The sequence below is a fragment of the Hymenobacter sp. BRD67 genome (genome assembly GCF_013256425.1).
Classification (GTDB): Bacteria; Bacteroidota; Bacteroidia; order Cytophagales; family Hymenobacteraceae; genus Hymenobacter.
On the sequence record NZ_CP053904.1, the window covers coordinates 3384066 to 3403885 of the forward strand.

16 protein-coding genes are annotated in these 19820 nt (G+C 58.6%); 7 read left to right on the plus strand and 9 right to left on the minus strand.

Translation table 11 applies throughout. The features are described 5' to 3' along the window. The first annotated feature begins 15 nt into the window (after window positions 1–15). Complete coding sequence (locus GKZ67_RS15800; protein WP_173244130.1) at window positions 16–2436, plus strand: hypothetical protein; 2421 nt, start codon at window positions 16–18, stop codon at window positions 2434–2436. Window positions 2437–2442: 6 nt separating this feature from the next. Here GKZ67_RS15800 and GKZ67_RS15805 read toward each other — a convergent pair whose 3' ends face one another. The 3 genes from GKZ67_RS15805 to glgP all read right to left on the minus strand — a co-directional run bounded on the left by GKZ67_RS15805 (window position 2443) and on the right by glgP (window position 4882). Continuing rightward, window positions 2443–3105: an SOS response-associated peptidase gene (locus GKZ67_RS15805; RefSeq protein ID WP_173244133.1), complete on the minus strand. Its 663-nt coding sequence runs from the start codon at window positions 3103–3105 to the stop codon at window positions 2443–2445. A 131-nt stretch (window positions 3106–3236) separates the two neighbouring features. Further along, window positions 3237–3587 (minus strand): hypothetical protein, encoded by a 351-nt coding sequence (locus GKZ67_RS23780; protein ID WP_254244872.1) that lies wholly within the window; start codon window positions 3585–3587, stop codon window positions 3237–3239. Then, window positions 3536–4882 (minus strand): alpha-glucan family phosphorylase, encoded by a 1347-nt coding sequence (glgP, locus tag GKZ67_RS15810; RefSeq protein WP_254244873.1) that lies wholly within the window; start codon window positions 4880–4882, stop codon window positions 3536–3538. Before glgP ends, GKZ67_RS23780 begins: the two co-directional genes overlap by 52 nt. 179 nt (window positions 4883–5061) lie before the next feature. Here glgP and GKZ67_RS15815 point away from each other — a divergent pair, with 179 nt between their 5' ends. From GKZ67_RS15815 to GKZ67_RS15825, 3 genes are all read left to right on the plus strand, one after another. Then, window positions 5062–6978: an alpha-amylase family glycosyl hydrolase gene (locus GKZ67_RS15815; RefSeq protein WP_254244874.1), complete on the plus strand. Its 1917-nt coding sequence runs from the start codon at window positions 5062–5064 to the stop codon at window positions 6976–6978. A gap of 249 nt (window positions 6979–7227) precedes the next feature. Next, window positions 7228–8937 carry an alpha-amylase family glycosyl hydrolase gene (locus tag GKZ67_RS15820; RefSeq protein WP_254244875.1) on the plus strand — a complete coding sequence of 570 codons (1710 nt, stop codon included), beginning with the start codon at window positions 7228–7230 and terminating at the stop codon, window positions 8935–8937. 83 nt (window positions 8938–9020) lie between these two features. Beyond that, window positions 9021–10439, plus strand: coding sequence for an MFS transporter (locus tag GKZ67_RS15825; RefSeq protein WP_217278605.1), 1419 nt, complete (start codon window positions 9021–9023; stop codon window positions 10437–10439). Window positions 10440–10518: 79 nt separating this feature from the next. Here the strand turns inward: GKZ67_RS15825 and GKZ67_RS15830 are convergent, their stop codons facing one another. From GKZ67_RS15830 to ruvX, 3 genes are all read right to left on the minus strand, one after another. Then, window positions 10519–11484 (minus strand): zinc dependent phospholipase C family protein, encoded by a 966-nt coding sequence (locus GKZ67_RS15830; RefSeq protein ID WP_254244876.1) that lies wholly within the window; start codon window positions 11482–11484, stop codon window positions 10519–10521. Between the two features lie 226 nt (window positions 11485–11710). Then, window positions 11711–12328: a peptide deformylase gene (def, locus tag GKZ67_RS15835; protein WP_173244136.1), complete on the minus strand. Its 618-nt coding sequence runs from the start codon at window positions 12326–12328 to the stop codon at window positions 11711–11713. Continuing rightward, on the minus strand, window positions 12300–12758 hold the full coding sequence (ruvX, locus tag GKZ67_RS15840; protein WP_173244139.1) for a Holliday junction resolvase RuvX: 459 nt from the start codon (window positions 12756–12758) through the stop codon (window positions 12300–12302). Before ruvX ends, def begins: the two co-directional genes overlap by 29 nt. Before the next feature lie 268 nt (window positions 12759–13026). Between ruvX and GKZ67_RS15845 the strand changes: the two genes are divergently transcribed. Beyond that, complete coding sequence (locus tag GKZ67_RS15845; protein ID WP_173244142.1) at window positions 13027–14670, plus strand: S41 family peptidase; 1644 nt, start codon at window positions 13027–13029, stop codon at window positions 14668–14670. A 54-nt stretch (window positions 14671–14724) separates the two neighbouring features. Here the strand turns inward: GKZ67_RS15845 and GKZ67_RS15850 are convergent, their stop codons facing one another. The 3 genes from GKZ67_RS15850 to GKZ67_RS24715 all read right to left on the minus strand — a co-directional run bounded on the left by GKZ67_RS15850 (window position 14725) and on the right by GKZ67_RS24715 (window position 17175). Further along, window positions 14725–15456 carry a hypothetical protein gene (locus GKZ67_RS15850; protein WP_173244145.1) on the minus strand — a complete coding sequence of 244 codons (732 nt, stop codon included), beginning with the start codon at window positions 15454–15456 and terminating at the stop codon, window positions 14725–14727. Between the two features lie 148 nt (window positions 15457–15604). Continuing rightward, window positions 15605–16963, minus strand: coding sequence for a hydroxymethylglutaryl-CoA reductase (locus GKZ67_RS15855; RefSeq protein ID WP_317172160.1), 1359 nt, complete (start codon window positions 16961–16963; stop codon window positions 15605–15607). A gap of 29 nt (window positions 16964–16992) precedes the next feature. Beyond that, window positions 16993–17175: a hypothetical protein gene (locus GKZ67_RS24715; RefSeq protein ID WP_317172161.1), complete on the minus strand. Its 183-nt coding sequence runs from the start codon at window positions 17173–17175 to the stop codon at window positions 16993–16995. Between the two features lie 204 nt (window positions 17176–17379). Between GKZ67_RS24715 and GKZ67_RS15860 the strand changes: the two genes are divergently transcribed. Together GKZ67_RS15860 and GKZ67_RS15865 are read left to right on the plus strand one after the other, a co-directional pair. After that, window positions 17380–18195: a phytanoyl-CoA dioxygenase family protein gene (locus GKZ67_RS15860; protein ID WP_173244148.1), complete on the plus strand. Its 816-nt coding sequence runs from the start codon at window positions 17380–17382 to the stop codon at window positions 18193–18195. An 88-nt stretch (window positions 18196–18283) separates the two neighbouring features. Next, window positions 18284–19069 (plus strand): SDR family NAD(P)-dependent oxidoreductase, encoded by a 786-nt coding sequence (locus GKZ67_RS15865; protein ID WP_173244151.1) that lies wholly within the window; start codon window positions 18284–18286, stop codon window positions 19067–19069. Window positions 19070–19820 lie beyond the last annotated feature (751 nt).

The following is a 19820-nucleotide window of genomic DNA, read 5'->3' on the forward strand; positions in this document are numbered from 1 at the left end:
CTGATTTTCTTCTAAATGATGAGAAACCCTACTTCATTGGCTGGTTGCCGCCAGTGGCTGCTGGGGCTGCTGCTGACTAGCGGCTGGCTGGTTGGCCCGGCCCAGGCTCAGTCTGCCGACTCGCTGGCCATCGTTGGCCAGCAGCTGGCGCGCTACGGCCAGCAGGTGCTGGTGGAGAAGCTGTATGTGCACCTCGACCGGCCCGTGTACACTGCCCGCGAAACGATGTGGCTCAAGCTCTATGCTGTGGATGGCACCTTCCACAAACCACTTGCCCTGAGCAAAGTGGCGTATGTAGAAATACTTAACCAGATGCAGCAGCCAGTAGTGCAGGCCAGCATCGCTTTGCACGACGCCACCGGGCAAGGCACGCTTGAGCTACCGGCCTCGCTGCCCACGGGGGTTTATACTGTGCGGGCCTACACCAATTGGATGAAGAATTTTGGCCCCGAGTTTTATTTCCAGGCTCCGGTTACCATTATCAATACATTCGCTGCTTCGGGAGCTGCCCCGGTTGCGGCTGTGCCCGCCTACGACCTCCAATTTTTTCCCGAAGGTGGCAGTCTCGTACAAGGGCTCACGAGCAAGGTTGCCTTTCGCCTGACTAACCAGGCGGGCAAAGGCCTTGACGCTACCGGCTTGGTGCGCAACAGCCGGGGAGCAATAGTAGCGACGTTCCGCTCACTCAGGTTTGGTCTGGGGAGCTTCTCTTTTACCCCTGCCGATGCCGATGTAGCTTACCTGGCCGAAGTCAGGCTAGCAAACGGCACCGTGATTACAGCCCGGCTACCAGTGGCGGCGGCCCACGGCTACGTGTTGCACCTCGAAGAGTCTGGCCCTGCGCAGCTACGCCTCACCGTAGCTACTCGGGAAGCCGGGCCAGCTGCTTCACGGCTGCTGCTGGTGGCCCACTCAGGGCAGCACGTAGCAGCAGCGCAAGCCGCTACCCCTGATGCAACCGGCAATACGCGCTTTTTGCTGAACAAGCAGGATTTGTTAGATGGCATTTCCCACTTTACCGTTTTTAATAGCCGCCGTGAGCCAGTAGCCGAACGGCTTTACTTTCAACGACCTGGGCAGCCACTGGCCCTAGCGGCCAGCTCCGACAAAGTGCAGTATGGGCCGCAGGAAAAAGTTAGCCTGAACCTGACGCTATCAGACGCTACAGCTGCCAATGTGTCGGTGGCCGTCTACCAGCTCGACTCACTGGCCGCCGGGGCAAATCCGGCCGATATCAGCAGCTTTCTTACCCTCACTTCCGACCTGAAAGGCAGGGTGGAGAACCCTGGCTACTACCTGCGCGACTCCAGCCGGGTGGGCCGGGAGGCTGCCGATAACCTCATGCTTACGCATGGCTGGAGCCGCTTTCGCTGGGGTGATGTACTGGCAGCTCATGCGCCTGCCCTCTCGTATGTGCCAGAGATAAACGGCCCGTTGGTCCAGGGCCGCGTACTTACAGCCGCCGGGGCACCGGCACCAGGAATTATGACTTATCTGGCCTGCCCGAGCCACAATGCCCGCTTTTACACCTCTAAAAGCCGCCCCGATGGGTTGGTGCAATTTGAGCTAAAGGATTTTTACGGTCACCACCAGGTAGTTCTTCAAACCAACTACCGGCGCGACAGCACTTACCGGCTCGAGCTGCTGTCGCCCTACTCTGAGCGCTACGCAGCCACGCTACCGGGAGCCCTGGCACTTTCGCCGCGTCTGGAGCCGGCGCTTACGCAGCGGCACCTGCAAACCCAGCTGCAAAATGCTTACTTTGGTAAGCTCGCCCGCTACGAGGTACCGGCCCGCGATACGACCGATTTTTATGGGCGTCCCAGCGAGCAGTATCGCCTCGACGATTACACCCGCTTTAAGGTACTGGAGGAAGTGATGCGCGAGTACATCATGGGGGTGAGGGTACGCATGCACAAAGACGGCTTTCATTTTCTGGTAGCCGATAAGGCTCGCCAGATGATGTTTCATGAAGACCCGCTGGTGCTGCTCGATGGTGTGCCCCAGTTCAACCTCAACAAGCTCATGGCATTCGACCCGTTGCGGATTCGCAAGATTGCCGTTATGACCAAGCGCTACTTTTACGGCCCCGAAACGTACGAGGGCGTTGTAAGCTTTGCCACGTATAAGGGCGACCTGGCAGGCTTTGCGCTCGACCCACGCGCTTTGCTGGAAGAGTATGAAGGCATACAGGGACACCGGGAGTTTTTCGCGCCCCGCTACGAAACTGCGGCTCAGCAAAGCACAACACTACCCGACCTGCGCAACCTGCTATACTGGAACCCCGAGGTTAAGCTAACAGCTGGCGGCGGCCAGACACTCACTTTTTATACTTCCGACCAGGCAGGGCGCTACCTGGTAGTAGCCCAGGGCCTGAGCAATGACGGGCAGGCGGGCAGTACCAGCTTCACGTTTGAGGTAAAGCCGGCACTGTAGCAGTTGCTACGCCGCTACTAGCACCTCGGCATCGTTGTGTGCTGGCGAGTTTACGCGGCTCGTAATAACGTATTCGCGCATTAAGCTGGCATCGTAGGGCACCAGGAGCTGCTGGTGCTGCGATGGGCCCAGTCCATCGGAAAGCCAGGCCTGCTCGGCTTTGGGACCGGGCAGAATAACCGGCATCCGGTTGTGCAGCTTGGCCATCAGCTCGTTGGGCTCGGTCGTGACGATGGTAAAAGTAGGGTGCAGCTCGCCGGTGCTTTTGTCGAGCCACTCGTCCCAGAGGCCGGCAAAGGCGAAGGGCTGCTCGTCTTTCAGCAGAATACGATGCGGGATTTTGCCGCGCTCCGTGGCCTGCCACTCGTAAAAACTATCAGCCAGCACCAGGCAGCGCTTACGGGCCAGCAGCTGCCGGAAGCTGGGCTTCTCCATCAGGGTTTCGGCGCGGGCATTGATGGGCTTGGGGCCGCTGGCCGGGTCGCGGCTCCAGCCGGGTACCAGGCCCCAGCTCACGAGCTGAATCTGGCCGGGCGCGGCATTGGTGATGACGGGCAGCGCCTGCGAGGGCGCGGCGTTAAAATTGGGCGCCGGAGCGGTTGCTTCCTTCGCATTAAAGCGCTTGGCTAAAGCCGGCGCCGGGGAGATAATGGTGTAGCGGCCACACATAAAAAAAGTCGTGCTGCGCCTGCGAAGCATCTTATCGCGTCCGCAGCTGTCAGGATTTTTTCTCCTAACGTTTGCCGGGGGTGATAAGATGCTTCGCAGGCGCAGCACAACAGCTTATGCGCACTTAGTGCTTACTTGTACAGCTGCTCGTAATACTCACGGGCCATGCGCGTGCTCTCAAATTCCGGCTCCACATCTTTCATGGCGGCCTTCACCACTTTCAGGAATTGCTTAGGCTGGTCGTAGTACATCGGCACCACCGTGTTTTCAAGCACGCTCAGGAGCGTGGCGGCCTCAATATCATCCTTCTGCGCATCGGGCAGGCTCACGTCGGTGTGCTCGATGAGAAAGCAGTTTTCACCATCTTTGGCAAACTCCGGAATCCAGCCATCGGCGATGCTCACGCTAACGCAGGCGTTCATGGCGGCCGTCATGCCGCTGGTGCCGCTGGCCTCGCGTGGGTAGCGCGGGTATTCAGCCACAGGTCGGAGCCCTTTTTCAGCTCGGCCGATAAGCTCAGCTCATAGCCCGTGAGCACGGCACAGCGCTTCAGGTCCTTGGTCTTACGGATGATGTCGTTGAATATATTAATTGCACCATAATCTTTCGGATACGGCTTGCCGGCCCAGATTACCTGTACCGGGCGCTCGTCGTTGGTCACCAGCTTTACAAAGCGCTCAAAATCACGCAGGATGAGGTCGGCCCGCTTGTAGGCCGCGAAGCGGCGGGCCCACACAATGGTCAGCACATTCGGGTCGAGCAGGGTGCCCGTCTGGTCGGCTACCGTGCAGAACAGCGCCTTTTTCAGCTCCTTCTTGCGAGCCAGCAGGGCATCGTCGTTTTTGGCTTTGTGGGCGGCCGCCAGCTGCGGGTCGCGCCAGTAGGTGCCATTCTGAGCATTGGTGATGGAGATAATGGGGCAGATACCCGCGTAGTGGCCCCACATTTCGTTGGCTACCGTGCCGTGTACTTTGCTCACGGCGTTGGCTTTACGGGCGAAGCGAAGCGCAGTAAGCGTGTAGTTGAGCGTGTCATTTTCGACCCGCGCCACCTGGCGCACTTCCTCGGCGGGCACGCCCGCAAAAAAGCTCATATCCTGGAGCAGCTTCATGGGGTGCTCCTCGTTGCCGGCAAGCTCGGGCGTGTGGGTCGTAAATACCAGTCGCTTTTGTACTTCGGCCAGGTCGTGGCCGTACTTTTGATAGAGGTAAAACGCCAACGGCAGGCCATGGCCTTCGTTGAGGTGGTAGATATCGGTCTGCCTGCCCAGCACATCGAGCAGCTTGCCGCCGCCAATGCCCAGCAGCATGCTTTGCGCTACCCGCGCGGCGGTGTCCGGGTCGTAGAGGTGGTGCGAGATAGTACGCGAGAGGTAATCGTTTTCCGGAATGTCGGTTGTCAGGAAAAATATCGGCGCGGTGCCAAATGTGTCGGGCGCCAGGTACAGTGCTTTCACGTGTACCTCAGCATCGTGGATGATGATGGGGAAAACCAGCCCAGTATCCTGCAGAAACGAATAGTGCTTGTGCAGAAACTCGGCTTTCATGCTCTGGTCAGGGTTACGCTCCTGGTCGTAGTAGCCGTACGTCCACAGAATGCCGATGCCGACGAGGTTCTGCTTGAGCTCGTAGGCCGAGCGCATGTGCGAGCCCGCCAGAAAGCCCAACCCGCCGGAATAGATTTTCAGGCTCTGGTCGAGGGCAAACTCCATGGAGAAGTAAGCCGCCGGCGTCTTGTATTTAGCGGCCGGAGTGGGGGCTTTAAATTGAAAAGTCATCGAAAAAAAATTGGTAGCGAGTTGTTACTAAGAGGGTTTGGCGCAGCAAATGAACGACCCACAACCCAAAGCTAGCGGGCGCGCGGCGCAAGTCGGTGTATTTTGCCTGTGGGTTTGGCCAGCCACTTCCGCAATGGTTTGCGGGGCCTGAACGCCGGACTTTCCGGACTTCCGGCCAGTTGACTGCACCTGATTTCACCCTGCTTTTTCCCACCTTACTTTCTCATTATCTGGCTTATGCGCATTTTTCGCTTTCTCCTGGCTGCGGTAGCGGCCGTCCTGTTGCTGGGGCTTCGCCGGCCTGGGCCACGGCCCGCGTTGCCGCGCAGGTTCGCATCGACCCCACCTATTGGTTTGTGGGCATGAAAAACCCGCAGCTGCAGTTGCTGGTAAACGCGCCCGGCATTGCCGGCAGCCAGGTTAGCCTTGCTACCTACCCCGGCGTTACGCTCAATGGCTCGCAGAAGCTCGAAAGCCCCAACTACCTTATTGTCAACCTTAGCATTAGCCCACAGGCACAGCCCGGCAAGCTTAAGCTTCAGTTTAAAGGCGCTAAAAGCCTCACCTACAGCTACGAGCTGCGGCCCCGCAACCAGGACCCGGCCCGCACCCAGGGCCTCACGCAGGCCGACTTCATCTATATGCTGATGCCCGACCGCTTTGCCAACGGCGACCCGAAGAACGACGTGGTAAAAGGCACCCGCGTAAATCACATTGCCCGCGACTCGATGTATGCCCGGCACGGCGGCGACCTCAAGGGCATTGAGGACCACTTTGCCTACATCAAGCAGCTGGGCGCCACGGCTATCTGGCCTACGCCGGTTATCGAAAACGATATGCCCAAGGCCAGCTACCACGGCTACGCCGTCACGGACTGCTACAAGATTGACCCGCGCTACGGTACTAACGCCGAGTACGTGCAATTTGTAAAAAATGCGCATAGCCAGGGCCTCAAAGTAGTGCAGGATATTGTGCTCAACCACTGGGGCAGCTACCACCATTTGTTTCTGGACAAGCCGGCGGCCGACTGGTTTCACGCCTTCCCCACCTTCACGCGCAGCAACTACAACGCCTTCGTGCTCAACGACCCGCACGGCTCGAAGCTCGACCGCAAGCTGGAAAACGATGGCTGGTTTGACACCACCATGCCCGATGTGAACCAGAGCAACCCGCTGGTAGCTACTTACCTGATTCAGAATTTTTTGTGGTGGGTAGAAAGTACCGGCCTCGATGGCTATCGCATTGATACCTATCCCTATTCGGAGCCTAAGTTCCTGATGGATTGGGGCAAGGCGATGGCCGATGAATATCCAAAATTATCTATGTTTGGCGAAGCCTGGGAAGGTACTGAGGCCGAGCAAGCCTTCTTCGCCCAGAATATTCTGCCGCCCGTGAATGGGTTTAAGTCGAACCTGCCCGGCGTGCTCGACTTCCAGATTTGCTTTGCCGTGGGCGATGCGCTGAAAGGCGATAACGGCGACTTGAGCAAGCTCTACCACGCCATTCAGGGCGACTGGCTGTACACGGATGCTACCCGCAACGTGCCTTTCCTGGACAACCACGACATGAGCCGCTTCTACTCGGTTATCGGCGAAGATTTCAACAAGTATAAGATGGGCATTGCCTGGCTGCTGACCCTGCGCGGCGTGCCGCAGCTCTACTACGGCACCGAAGTGCTGATGAAGAATTTTTCGAATCCCGACGGCAAGGTGCGGGAAGATTTTGCCGGCGGCTGGGCCGGCGACAAAACTAACTATTTCGTAGCGCGGCCGGGGCAGACCGGTGAGGCGTTTGATTACGTGAGCAAGCTGGCCAACTATCGCAAGGCCCACCCGGTACTGAGCAGCGGCAAGCTCATGCAGTTTATTCCGCAGGATGGCGTGTACACCTACTTCCGCTACAACGAAGGCGGTGAGTGCGTGATGATTATCGCTAACAATACCAAAGAGGAAAAGAAGGTAGATGGTACGCGCTACGCCGAGCGTACCGACGGCTTCTCGTCGGGCGTAGAAGTGGTAAGCGGCGCGGCTATCACCGATTTAAAGACCCTGCACCTCCCGGCGCACACGGCCTGGGTGGTAGAGCTGCGGAAGTAGCACGAGCTGAAAGTGAAGCTGCTCAGGAAGTTTGCATGAGCTTGTATGCTCGCCGGGCGACTCCCTGAGCAGCTTCAACGCCATCGTGCTGATTAAACCCTGCCATCTGAGCCCTAACTTACGGCCGCCTATGAAGAATCTGACGCTGGCGGCCAGTTTGCTGGCATTATCCGCCTTTACCCCGCCCTCTTTACCCGTGGCCGATACCCCCCTCCAGTTCTGGCTAACGACCCGAATACGACTTCCGAAGTGCCCCAGGATAACAAGCTCGTTATCTACCAGCTGCTGCCGCGCCTGTTTGGCAACAAAGTGGCGCTGAATAAGCCCTACGGCACTATTCTGGAAAATGGCTGCGGCAAGTTTAGCGATATCAACGACCTGGCACTGACCAAGATAAAGGAGCTGGGCGTATCACATATGTGGTACACCGGCGTGCTGGAGCACGCCACCATGACGAGCTACCCCGTAGCCGGCCTGCCCGCCGACGATGCCGACGTGGTGAAAGGCCGCGCCGGCTCGCCCTACGCCGTGAAGGATTATTACGACGTGGACCCCGACCTGGCCGTGAATCCTAAAAACCGGCTGGAAGAGTTTGAAGCCTTGGTAAAGCGCACTCATGCCCACGGGCTTAAGGTTATTATCGACTTCATTCCCAACCACGTAGCCCGCTCCTATCATTCTGATGCGAAACCCGCGGGCGTGGTTGACCTCGGCGCGCAGGATGATAAGACCAAGTCCTTCGCTCCCAACAACAATTTCTATTACCTGCCCGGCCAGCACTTTGTGGTGCCGGCCGGCTACAATCCGCTCGGCGCGCTCAAAGGGCCGGGCGAGGATGGCAAATACACTGAGTTTCCGGCCAAGGCAACCGGCAACGACGTGTTTTCGGCCGCACCCAAGCTCGACGACTGGTTCGAAACGGTGAAGCTCAACTACGGCGTCGATTACCAGAATGGCCGCGCCACGCACTTCGACCCGGTGCCCGATACGTGGAAGAAGATGCGTGATATTCTGGTGTATTGGGCTCAGAAAGATGTAGATGGCTTTCGGTGTGACGTAGCCGAGATGGTACCCGTCGAGTTCTGGGCCTACGTTATTCCTGAAGTCAAGAAGGTAAAGCCCGGTATCATCTTCATCGGCGAAGCCTATAATCCTAAGGAATACAACACCTATCTTACCAAAGGCCACTTCGACTTTTTGTATGATAAAGTGGGCCTCTACGATGGCCTGCGCCGCCTGATGCGCCAGGAAGGCACCACCGACGACATTACCCACGTCTGGAAAGAGGAAAGCAACGGCTTTAGCTCGCACATGCTGCGCTTTCTGGAAAACCACGACGAGCAGCGCATTGCCTCCAAAGAGTTTGCGACCAACCCGCGCCGCGCTATTCCGGCCATGACGCTGGCGGCCACGCTGGCCAGCGGCCCCGTCATGCTCTACATGGGCCAGGAAGTAGGCGAGCCAGCCGCCGGCGCGGCGGGCTTTAATACGGGCGATGGCCGCACCACCATCTTCGACTACTGGAGTGTGCCCGAGCACCAGAAGTGGATGAACCACGGCAAATTTGACGGCGGCAAGCTCAGCCCCGAGCAAAAGCAGCTGCGTGATTTCTACGCCCGCCTGCTTTCGCTAGCGGGCAGCAGCGAGGCCATCCGCAAAGGCCGGTTTTACGAGCTGCAGGATGCCAACAACCTCGGCAAGGAGTACGACCAGCGCAAGCTCTACACCTTTTTGCGCTACAGCAAAGGCCAGCAGGTGCTGGTTGTCGTCAATTTCAGCGACACCAAAACCTACCACCCCACCGTGCTTATTCCGGATAATGTGCTGCAAGCCATCGGCCTCGACCCGCAGCGCACTTATGCTTACCAAGACTTATTGAATGGTGGGGAAGCCCGCAACAGCCTCAACCTGACCCTGGAACCGCTCAGCGCCACGGTGCTGGAAATAAAGCCGCGCTAACCGCTGGCCACGTGCGCTTTTACCAGTCGTGGTAACGTAACTTTCCTTACTCGTTTTCCCACCCTTTCGCTCCTTCTGCTCTCATGGCTGCATCTACCGTGGTCGCCTCGCCCGCCTCGCTGCGCGTAAAGCCCCGCCTCAGCTTCTGGCAAATCTGGAACATGAGCTTCGGCTTTCTGGGTATCCAGTTTGGCTTTGCCTTGCAGAACGCCAATGTAAGCCGCATCTTCGAAACGATGGGGGCCAAAACCGACGAGATAGCCTTTTTGTGGCTGGCTGCGCCCGCTACGGGCCTGCTGGTGCAGCCCATCATCGGCTATCTCTCCGACCGCACCTGGAGCCCACGCTGGGGCCGGCGCCGGCCTTACTTTCTGGTAGGAGCCATCCTGGCTTCGCTTTCCCTACTGATAATGCCCAACGTGACGGCCCTGTGGATGGCCGCCGGTATGCTCTGGATAATGGATTCGAGCATCAACATCAGTATGGAGCCTTTCCGGGCACTGGTCGGCGACCTGCTGCCCTCCTCGCAGCGCACCACGGGCTTCGGGGCCCAAACCTTTTTTATTGGCATAGGGGCCGTGGTAGCGTCGTCGCTGCCCTGGATGCTTACCAACTGGTTTCACATTTCCAACACGGCCACGGCGGGCCACATTCCGGCCTCCGTGCGCTATTCCTTTACGGCGGGGGGCATCGTTTTCTTCCTGGCTGTGCTCTGGACGGTGTTGCGCACCCGTGAGTATCCGCCCGAAAACCTGGCCGAGTTTGAAGCCGAAAAAGCTCGTACCGCCGGTCTCGCCCACGGCTTTCGCGAGTCGTTTGCCGGCATTTTTGAGATGCCGCGTACCATGCGCCAATTGGCCGTGGTGCAGTTCTTTTCGTGGTTTGCGCTGTTTGCCATGTGGATTTACACTACGCAGGCCGTTACCAGCCACATTTTTCACACCACCAACCCTACCTCTGCCGACTATAATAAGGGCGGCGACTGGGTGGGCGTTTGCTTCTCGGTGTATAATGGCTTATCGGCCGTGATGGCCCTGCTCCTGCCGCTGGTGGCTCGGGCTACGAGCCGCCGCTTCACCCACATGCTGGCCTTGGTGCTGGGCGGCCTGGGGCTGATTTCTATTTACTTTATTCACGACTACCACTATATTCTTGTCTCGATGGTGGGTGTGGGCATTGCCTGGGCGAGTATCCTGTCCGTGCCCTACGCCATGCTGGCCGGGGCCTTGCCTTCGAGCAAAATGGGGTATTATATGGGTGTGTTCAACTTTTTTGTGGTGCTGCCCCAAGGTGCGGCGGGTCTTATCCTGGGCCCGCTCACGAAGTACGTGTTTCATGACCAGCCCATTTATACGCTCATCATCGGCGGCATATCGATGATACTGGCCGGCCTGCTCACCCTACGCGTGCACGATGCCGACGATATCCGCTTGCCCAACAACATGACCCCGGCCGAAAACATGGCCTACGACGTGCTGGCCAGCGCCAACCCGGAGGTTTAAACCTGAAATTTACTATATCTCAAAAGGGCTGACCTTTGTAGGTCAGCCCTTTTTTTGTATGCTTTCCAACGCTCACCTTTTATTCGTCGTGGCCCGGCACAGTCACCTGCGGAGCCGCAGCCGCCTGCTTAGCTTCCTGGGCTACCTGTAGCTGCTCGGCTACCGAGGGCTGCTGCTCCAGCTCAGTTAGGTCGGGCTGGCCGGCATCAACCCAGCAGGTGTACCAGAAGGCTCCGATGAGCCGCGCCGCGTAGCGCAGCTGCCGCTCTACCTGACCATTAAGCCGACGATGATAGGCCCGGCTAAACTCGCGCGAGTACGTGCGGATGGTTTGGTTGCCACGCTGCTCGTAACCATATTTTCGGTCCTCCGGCAATTCCCTGGACACCGCCCGTTCCATGCTGAATACGGAGTCGACAGCCGCGTGGGCCCGCGCTACGGCCGCCCACGCGGCTTCGGTAGGCTGTTCCAGGTACGGAGCCGGACCGGTGAGCAGGTTGTACTCGGCGGCTTGCAGCTCGGGCAGGCGCGACTCCCAGAGCGCATGGATTCCCCGCTGGCTGGTAAGCTGGCCGTTGTAGTTGCGGGTAGTATGCAGCGGCACGCAGGCATCGGCCACGTAGTGGCCCATATCGGCTGCCAGGCGCAGAATTTTATCCGTGTCCTGGTCGCGGAAGGCAGCCGTGAGCTGACTTTTCATCATGGCCACCTGCCAGGGCACAATGCCGTGGTGCAGCAGCGAGTCTTCACTACCGGCCAGGGCCACGGCGTCGGCATAGGCACGGGGCAGGCCGTGGCGCGTGAGGGCACTGTCGCCGTAGGCATCAACATCCAGAAAGTGGCGCGGCGCTTCCGTTGGCACTACGGTACGGCGCGAATCGGGTCGCGTGGCGTTCACGGTCAAGTAGTCGATATTGGCCTTGAAGAAGGGCAGCATCTCGGGCGGCAGGGTATATACGGCCAGTCGGTTGAGCAGCCGATGGCCAAAGAAGCCCCAGGCCTGGGCCGGCGGGGCAGCAGCGCCAGCAGCAACACGACTACCCATTGCCAGCGCGGCGTGTACTTATTCAGATTTTGCATGCCTCGCCTATTCACTGACCATTATGATAGCATTTACTGAGCAGATTAAACATTAGCTTTGTGTTGTCTATCAGTTTACTATAAATTAATTGAATAGCTAACAAGCCAATACTGCTATAGCTGAAGCAGCAAGTAACAAAAAAGCCGGCATATCTTCTGATATGCCGGCTTCAGCCAGGGAGCAAGGCGCCTTAGCGCCGCCCGGTAGTCGCAAACTTCATGCGGTAGTCGTGCTTCACGTCGCCCTTGCTGATGCGCGCCAGCCGGCCCTTGAGCAGCTGTTTCTTAAAAGCCGAAAGCTTGTCGGTAAACAGCACGCCCTCCAGGTGGTCGTATTCGTGCTGAATAATCCGGGCCGCCATGCCGCTAAAGGCTTCTTCGTGGGGCTGGCGGTTTTCGTCCTCGTAGCGAAGTATAATATTAGGGTTTCTATATACTAGCTCGCGCACGCCCGGAATACTCAGGCAGCCTTCCTCAAAGCCCCACTCTTCGCCGGTTTCGCTCACCATACGGGGGTTGATAAAGGCCCGCTTAATGGGCGTTTCGTGGATTTCATCGGCATTAGCTACCTCTACCGGCTCGTCTTCGTCTTCTTCGTCCACTTCCAGCATGGGGCCCGAGTCCATCACAAACAGCCGCACGCTGCGGCCAATCTGCGGAGCGGCCAGGCCTACCCCGTGGGCCGAGTACATAGTTTCGAACATATCCTGCACCAGCTGGCTCAGCTCAGTGGCAGGCAGTTCGGCCGGAATAGCTTTGGCAAGCGTTTTTAATACGGGGTCACCAATGGCGACAATCGGGAGAATCATTAGCGAAGGGGGACTCTAAAAATGACTGAAGAATAAGCGCGGCGCTCACTTTATCGACCGTGGCTTTATCCTGGCGGGCTTTGCGGCCCAGGCCGCCGGCCAGCATGGCTTGCTTGGCCAGGCGCGAAGTAAAGCGCTCGTCGATTTCGTGCACGGGCACAGCGGGCAGCTCGCGGCGCAAGCGGCGCAAAAGGCCCACCACCGCACTGGTAGAATCGGTGGGCTCGTTGAGCAGCGTACGCGGCATTCCTACCACTACGGCCGCCAGCGGCTCCCGCTGGTGGTAGTCAAGCACAAATTTTACCAGGTCCTGGCTATGTATGGTATCCAGCGGGGAAGCAATAAGTTGAAGCGGGTCGGTAATAGCCAGGCCCACCCGCTTATTGCCATAATCTATGGCCAGGATACGACCAGGAAGGGAAGATGACATAAGCAAGCGCCTTAAATCACAAAGATACGGTATCTGCCCAGGGCCGGGCCAGCTCCGTTGCCGCCGCAACGGCTTACCCACCAAGCCTCCCCGACCACTTCTTAAGGTCACAAAATTGACTTTTAACCAGAAAATGTGTGGGCTTATCCTGAATATGCGCCTATTGGCCGTGGTTATGAAATAGTTGTGCTAAGCGAGCGGTAAATTTGAGTTACTGGTTGGCTTTTGTTCGGGCTGACTTAAAATTCTACGCTCTGCGGATTCGCTTATGCCTGCCCCGCTGCCATCGCCCGGCGCTGTTTCTTCTGCTGCCCCGGCACCGGCCCGCCGCGGCCGGGCTCGGCATTACCTGAAGCTGTTGCCGGTGCTTACGCTGGGCCTGGGTATCATTCTGGGTACCAATCCGTTTCGCCCTCACACCGAAAACCCCGATGCCACCGCGCGCGGCTACCTGCGCTACAAGGAGATTCTGAGCTACATCGACCGCGATTACGTCGATTCGGTCGACGCCGACGGGCTGACCAACTATGCCGTAGCTCAGCTGCTGGGCAAGCTCGACCCGCACTCGGTGTATATCCCGGCCAAAGACCGCGAGCAGGTCGACGCTTTTCTGCAAAGCAGCTTCGACGGGGCCGGAGTCGATTTTAACTTTTTCCGGGATACGGCCACCGTTGTCTCCACCCTGCCCGGTGGCCCGGCCGAGGCGGCCGGGCTCCTTCCCGGCGACCAGCTTTTGCGTGTGGGCGCTGCGCCGGTGGCCGGCGCCCATCTGAGCACCAATCAGCTGATGCAGCTCTTGCGTGGCCCCCGCGGCAGCAGCCTCAACCTGCTGGTGGCCAGGCCGCACCAGGCGCAGGCGCAGAGCTTTCGCTTCAACCGGGGGCGCGTGCCGAATGTGTCGGTTGAGCCAGGCCTGCTGCTGGAAGATGGCAAAACGGGCTATATTAAAGTTAATCGATTTGCTACCAATACGTACGAAGAGTTTAAAGCCCAGCTTGCCGACTTGCAGCACCAGGGCCTGCAACGTCTGATACTGGATTTGCGGGGCAACCCCGGCGGCTACCTCGACCGTGCCACCCGCTTGGCCGACGAGTTTATTGCCGGCTCGCGCAAGATTGTGTATACGGCCGGTAAGGATGAGCAATTTGCTACCCAAACCTACGCCCACGTAGCCGGCGACTGGGAGCAAAACCCCCTGGTGGTGCTGGTAGACGAAAACAGTGCTTCGGCTGCCGAAGTGCTGGCCGGGGCATTGCAAGACCACGACCGCGCCTTGCTGGTGGGTCGCCGCACTTTCGGCAAGGGCCTGGTGCAGCAGCCCATTCCGCTGCAGGATGGCGGCGAGCTGCGCCTGACGGTGGCCCGCTACTATACGCCCGTAGGCCGCTGCATTCAGAAGCCCTACGGCCCCGACCGGGCCACCTACAACCGCGAGCTGACCGAGCGCCAGCAGCACGGCGAGCTGAGCTCGGCCGATAGCGTACACTTTGCTACCGAGCAGCGCTTCCGTACCGACCACGGCCGGGTTGTGTACGGGGCGGAGGCATCATGCCCGATATATTCGTGGCCCGCGATACGTTGCTGCACTCAGCCTACTACACCCGCCTCCAAAACCTGGGGGTGCTGCGGGCGTACGCGCTCACTTTTTACCAGCAGCATAAGGCTGAGCTGGCAGGCCTGCGCTTTGCCCAGTACCAGGCGGTGTTTCGCATCACCGATACCGAGCTGGATGCCCTTGCGCGGCAGGCAGCCCTGGCGGGCATGCGACCCGACCCAAGCGCTATGCGGCGCTGCGCCCCCGCTCTGCGTACCTGCCTCAAGGCCAGCATTGCGCGCAGCGCCTATGGTGTCGAAGCCGCCCGCACCATCCTGCTCGACAATGACTTGGAGCTGCAGCAGGCCCTGCACGTAGTACAGGATAGCACGGCAATGCTGGCGTTGCAGGGTAAGTAACGGCAGCTAGGCGTTATTTTGCTACAGCTATCCGGTTGTAGTAATCCAGCATTTTGGCTACCTCGGTCGGCTGGTCGTAGCGCAGGTGCCGACTAGCGGCAAACGAGCGCACTTCATCGGCACGGCTGCTACAGAGGTGGAGCACGGCCGGCTGCGTAAGCTCGAGCGGGCGCAGCACCTCGGTCACGGGCGTGCCGATGCCGGCCACCAGCACCTGGCTCAGGCTCCCTTCAGCTACCGTTGGCAGCCAGGCCAGCAGCAGAGGCCCGGAGTCGATAGACGTGAGTACTTCTACCGCTTCGCGGCGGGTGCCGAGCTTGCCTTCCTGCACCAGGCGGGCGCGGTAGCGGCGCACGGCCGGCACCAAGGCACCCTGCCCCGCCGAAAGAGGCGCTTCGTCTTCGGCTCCCAGGTCGAAGCCCCGCACGGCGGCCAGCGGCCAGTAGTGCGTACTGTCGACCTGCATCGAATCCTGCACCTGCACTACGCGCTGGCCTACGTGGTAGCGCAGGCCGGGCAGCAGCACGCGCCGACCGTCGAGCAGGCGCAGGTAGCCGACTTCGTACGCACCCTTGTTCAGGTATTCGCTTTCGTGCAGGCTGGTTTCGGCGCGCAGGTGATGGACGGCTGCCGGGGTATTGGCCTCGCGGTAGAGGGCACGGCCGGGGTCAGCGGCGCGGCCGGCCTGTGCCCGGGCCGCCAGCGACAGGCCGAAAACCAGTAAAGTAAGTAGGGGTGTTTTCATCGGGCGCACAAGGGGTTGGGAATAGAGCCACCAAATATAAGCGCGCCTATTCGCCATTGCTGCTAGCGATTACGCCCATATTGCTCGTGGCTGCTGACCCAGTCGCTGCTCGATATGGCCGCTCCCAGGCTCAGCTCGCCGGCCAGCACTACCCCGCCACTATCTCAGCAAACTTGTACACCGTGCCCCGGCCCACGCAGCCCAGCATGCGCAGGCATTCGTTTTGGGTAGCCAGGCCGGTGCCGCCCCCGTGAGTAGCTACAATAAGCGACGGAATAGTGATATTTATGTATAAATCGCCCTCCTTCGTCACCTCCGAGTATAACACCCCGGCCGACGACTCGCTCACGTTCGCTACATCCTGGCCCGTGGCGATAAACAACGCCGTGATGCCATTGGCTGAGTGCGCCCCGTTGTTGTTGGCCCCCGATAAGAACGCGCCTACGTTGCTTACCTGGCCGTGGTAGGCCAGCTGCTCGGGCGTCACGCGCATGCGCTGCTGCAACACCTCGCGCTTGATAACTGCCTCGGCTACCACGCGCTTGCCCCGCGTGCGCATAATGTTTATCTGACTGGCTTTCTTGTCGGTAGCAAAGTTAGATTCGAGGTAAAAGTTTCGAATCGGCGCACCCTTGTACTGCTCCAGAATCCAGGAGCAGGCCGCAAACGTGGCCCGGCCCACCATGTTCTGCCCGGCCGCGTCGCCAGTCGAGAAATTGAAGCGCAGATACGCAAACTTATTACTTAAATAAGTATCAATATACTGCAATTTTGCAACGGTGGAGGTACTTTCGGCCTGGGGCCGAATCTGCTCCAGGCTTTCGGCCACCCAGCGGCCGAAGTCACGGGCCCCGCGCGCATCATCGAACACAAATACCGGGGCTCGCTGCATGGCATCGCCGATAACGGTGCATTTGACGCCGCCGCACAGGTTGAGCACCTGCATACCGCGGTTGTAGCTGGCCACCAAAGTACCTTCAGTGGTTGCCATCGGGATAAGAAACTCACCCTGGGCGTGCTCGCCATTTAGATGGAGCGGACCAGCTAGTCCAATTGGCACCTGCGCCACTCCTACAAAGTGCTCACAATTACCCTTGAGCTGCTGCGGGTCGAAAGAATAGTTTTTTAAGTGGTGAAACTGCTGCTGCGTAAACTGCTCGGCAAAGTGCTGCCGGGCCGTAATGGCCGCTTCGGCGTAGTCGTCATCTTCCGAGCGCGGAATGCGGACCCGCCCATCGTGGCTCACAATGGCATCTTCGACCTCCACACTCAGTTCCCCCAAGACATCGGTACTGAATTGCGCCCGGAGCTGGTGCATACCCTCGGGTAGGGCGGGCGTGTCGAGCAAAAACGTGATAGTGCGCCCCACCGGCAGCTCAATTGCCTGCTTGTCAGCATCAAGCGCGGTACCGGCTCGCAGGTCTCCGTTGCCCAGGTCGAGTTGAATATGGGTAGCCAGCACTACCACTTCCCCAATTTTCACTTGCTTCAGGCCCGTCAGCCGCACCGTATCGAGGCGATTTTTGATACTAAACGCTACCCCTGGCCCTCGGGCAGGTTGTGCAGGCTGCCCCGGTTATAAAGCAGTTTCAGAAGCATGGGGCTGGGCGTGAAAATCATAAGCAGGGTGGGGAAATAAGGCGGAAAGAGAATGATAAAGCGCCGGAGCCGGAAAAGCCAGTCAATTGCGCCGGTAGTACGTACTGACAGCGACCGCAACGCAATAAGGTGCCAAAAGATAGGCAGCGACCACTAAAAACCGGCTTCAGGCCCAAACTTCGGTGCGGGCGGCGTGGTTATTGGCCGCATGCCCGGCAGTTAGAATATGTCTGTTCATTTCAGCCCACTACCTGTTACCGTATCTTTGCCCTTTCATTTAAATCCCAGGGCGAGTCGGGAGTTATTTCCGCCAGCTTTTTTTCTATGGCATCTTTATCTGACTATCCGCGCTTTACGCTTGGCCAGGAGCTAACGGCCGAGCAACGGGCCTTTTTCTCGAAGTATGGGTTTTTGCATTTCCGGCCATTCGCTTCGCCCGAGCAGGTGCAGGCGTATCTGAAAGCTACGCAGGATATCCAGGCTGCCTGGCTGGCGCATAACGTCGACAAAGTAAACGGGGTACCTATTAAGTATGGCAAGGATGTGGATGGCTCGCCCATTGTGCAGCGCTTTGCCTTTGCCTCGCAGCACAGCCCGGTGCTGCATGAGCTGCTGCAAGACCCCCGCTTTGAGGCACTGTTTCCGCTGCTGGAATCATCGGATGGCCGCGTGGGCGAAAACGAGCGCGATGGTCTGGTGGTTAACCACTACGTAAACGTCGAAGGCTCCGAGTTCAGCCAAATGGGCTGGCACACCGACTCGCTGCGCGATGTTTTTTACGGCAAGCGCATCCGGCCCATGCTCAACGTGGGCCTGCACCTCGATGGCACCAAAGCCACCAACGGCGGCCTGCGCATTATTCCGGGCACGCATCGCCAGAGCCTGGGTAAGATGCTGTTTCGCAAGAAGTACTACAAGGACGTGTACTACGACCCCAACGAGATAGCCGTTGAAACCGAACCCGGCGACCTCACTGTGCACGATGGCCGCATGTGGCACCGCGTGGCGCAGTCGCCGCTTGTAGGCCCCGAATCGCGCCGCCGGGTGATGTACGTGCCCATTATCGGCGGCAAGTACCAGCCCAAAAGCAATGAAAGCCCTACCCCTTTCTACCTGCGCTTCCTGCACCTGGTTAAGTAGCTACGCCCACTCCGAAGCACGTCATGCTGCAGCAAGCGCAGCATGACGTGCTTTTTTAGTCCGCCTTCTCCCATCCTTCAGCTATTTTATGGCAACTGCACTTATTACCGGCGCCTCGCGCGGTATTGGCCGGGCGCTGGCGCTGGGCCTGGCGCGCCGCGGCTACGACCTGCTGCTGGTAGCCCGCTCCGGCGACCAGCTGCGGGCGCTGGCTCAGCAAGTGCAGGCCCGCCATCAGCGGCGGGCCCAAGTACTGGCTCTCGACCTTACCCAGCCCGAAGCGGCGGTTCAGGTAGCTACCTGGGTTGCTCACCAGTCGCCCGATGGGCTGGCAGTGCTCGTCAACAACGCCGGTTATGGCCTGTGGGGCCGCTTCGAGCAGCTCAACCTCGAAGAGCAGTTGAATATGTTGCAGCTCAACCTCACCCTACCGGTGCAGCTTACCTATGCGCTGCTGCCGCTGCTGCGCCAGGCCGAGCGGGGCTTTATTCTGAATGTGGCCAGCACAGCGGCCTACCAGGCAGTGCCCTCCCTAACGGTGTACGCGGCCAGCAAGGCCTTTCTGCTAAGCTTCAGCCGGGGTCTGCGCTATGAGCTGAAAGACACAGCCATTGGCGTAACCTGCCTCAGCCCCGGTGCCACCACTACCGATTTTGGCAATCGCGCCGGAATGGGCACCGAGCTGCAAGCCGTGGCCAACAAGGTTTCCATGACTGCCGACCAGGTAGCCGAGGCTGGCTTAAAAGCACTGTTTGCCGGCAAGGCCGAGTTTATCCCAGGAATACTTAATAAAGTATCGGCTGGCCTCACCAGCGTAGTGCCCAAGCCCATCGTCGAAAAAATTGCCGCCGGCATTTACGAAAAGCATCTATAATATATTTATTTTTATATGTTTAAAGCTGAAACCCGCCAGGTAGCCCCGCGCAACCTGGCGGGTTTTACGTTTTGCTGGCAGCAAGGCAGATAGTAGCAGGTAGAGCCGGCTTTTTGGCGCTGTGCCCGAGTAGCACTGCGCGGAAGGTGCAAGCAAGGTTTTGCAGTGCTCCACGCCTGCTGTCTACCCAACCAGCATCTTTTAAAGGTCGGTTAACGCAGCGAAACTACTTAAAAACTTCCCCAAACCTTTGTTGGCATTGCAGTAGCCGAAAAGCCATTCTTTGACACTTATTACGAAATGACAAAATTTTACACCTAATTTTTTTACTCTGATTATCAAACATTTATCAATAAAACATGACGGTGAGTACACACTCACCTGCTGCTGGTGAGCTAACACTTACCCTGATTTGTTTTTTTGTTGTAATATTGCTCCCGCTATCAGCTGGCGAGCCCCACCCGGTCAGCTGATAGCCTACTCGTTACCACGCTAGCAGCCAGCCGTTGTCCCACCCCGGCTAGCTCACCTCACACTCTCGTTGCCCGGCTGTCGTCCCACCCCAGCTGGTTTAGAATCACACTCTGAGTACTCCAGCCGTCGTCCCACCCCGTCTGGTTTTGTATCCCTGCCCCGCCCCGGCCTGGCAGAAGCTGAAAGTTTTTCAACCGGCCGATTTGGAGCTCCCAAATCGGCCGGTTTCTTTTTGTGAGCCAGCGTGCTAACCGCTGCCAGCCCTGATAAAGCTACA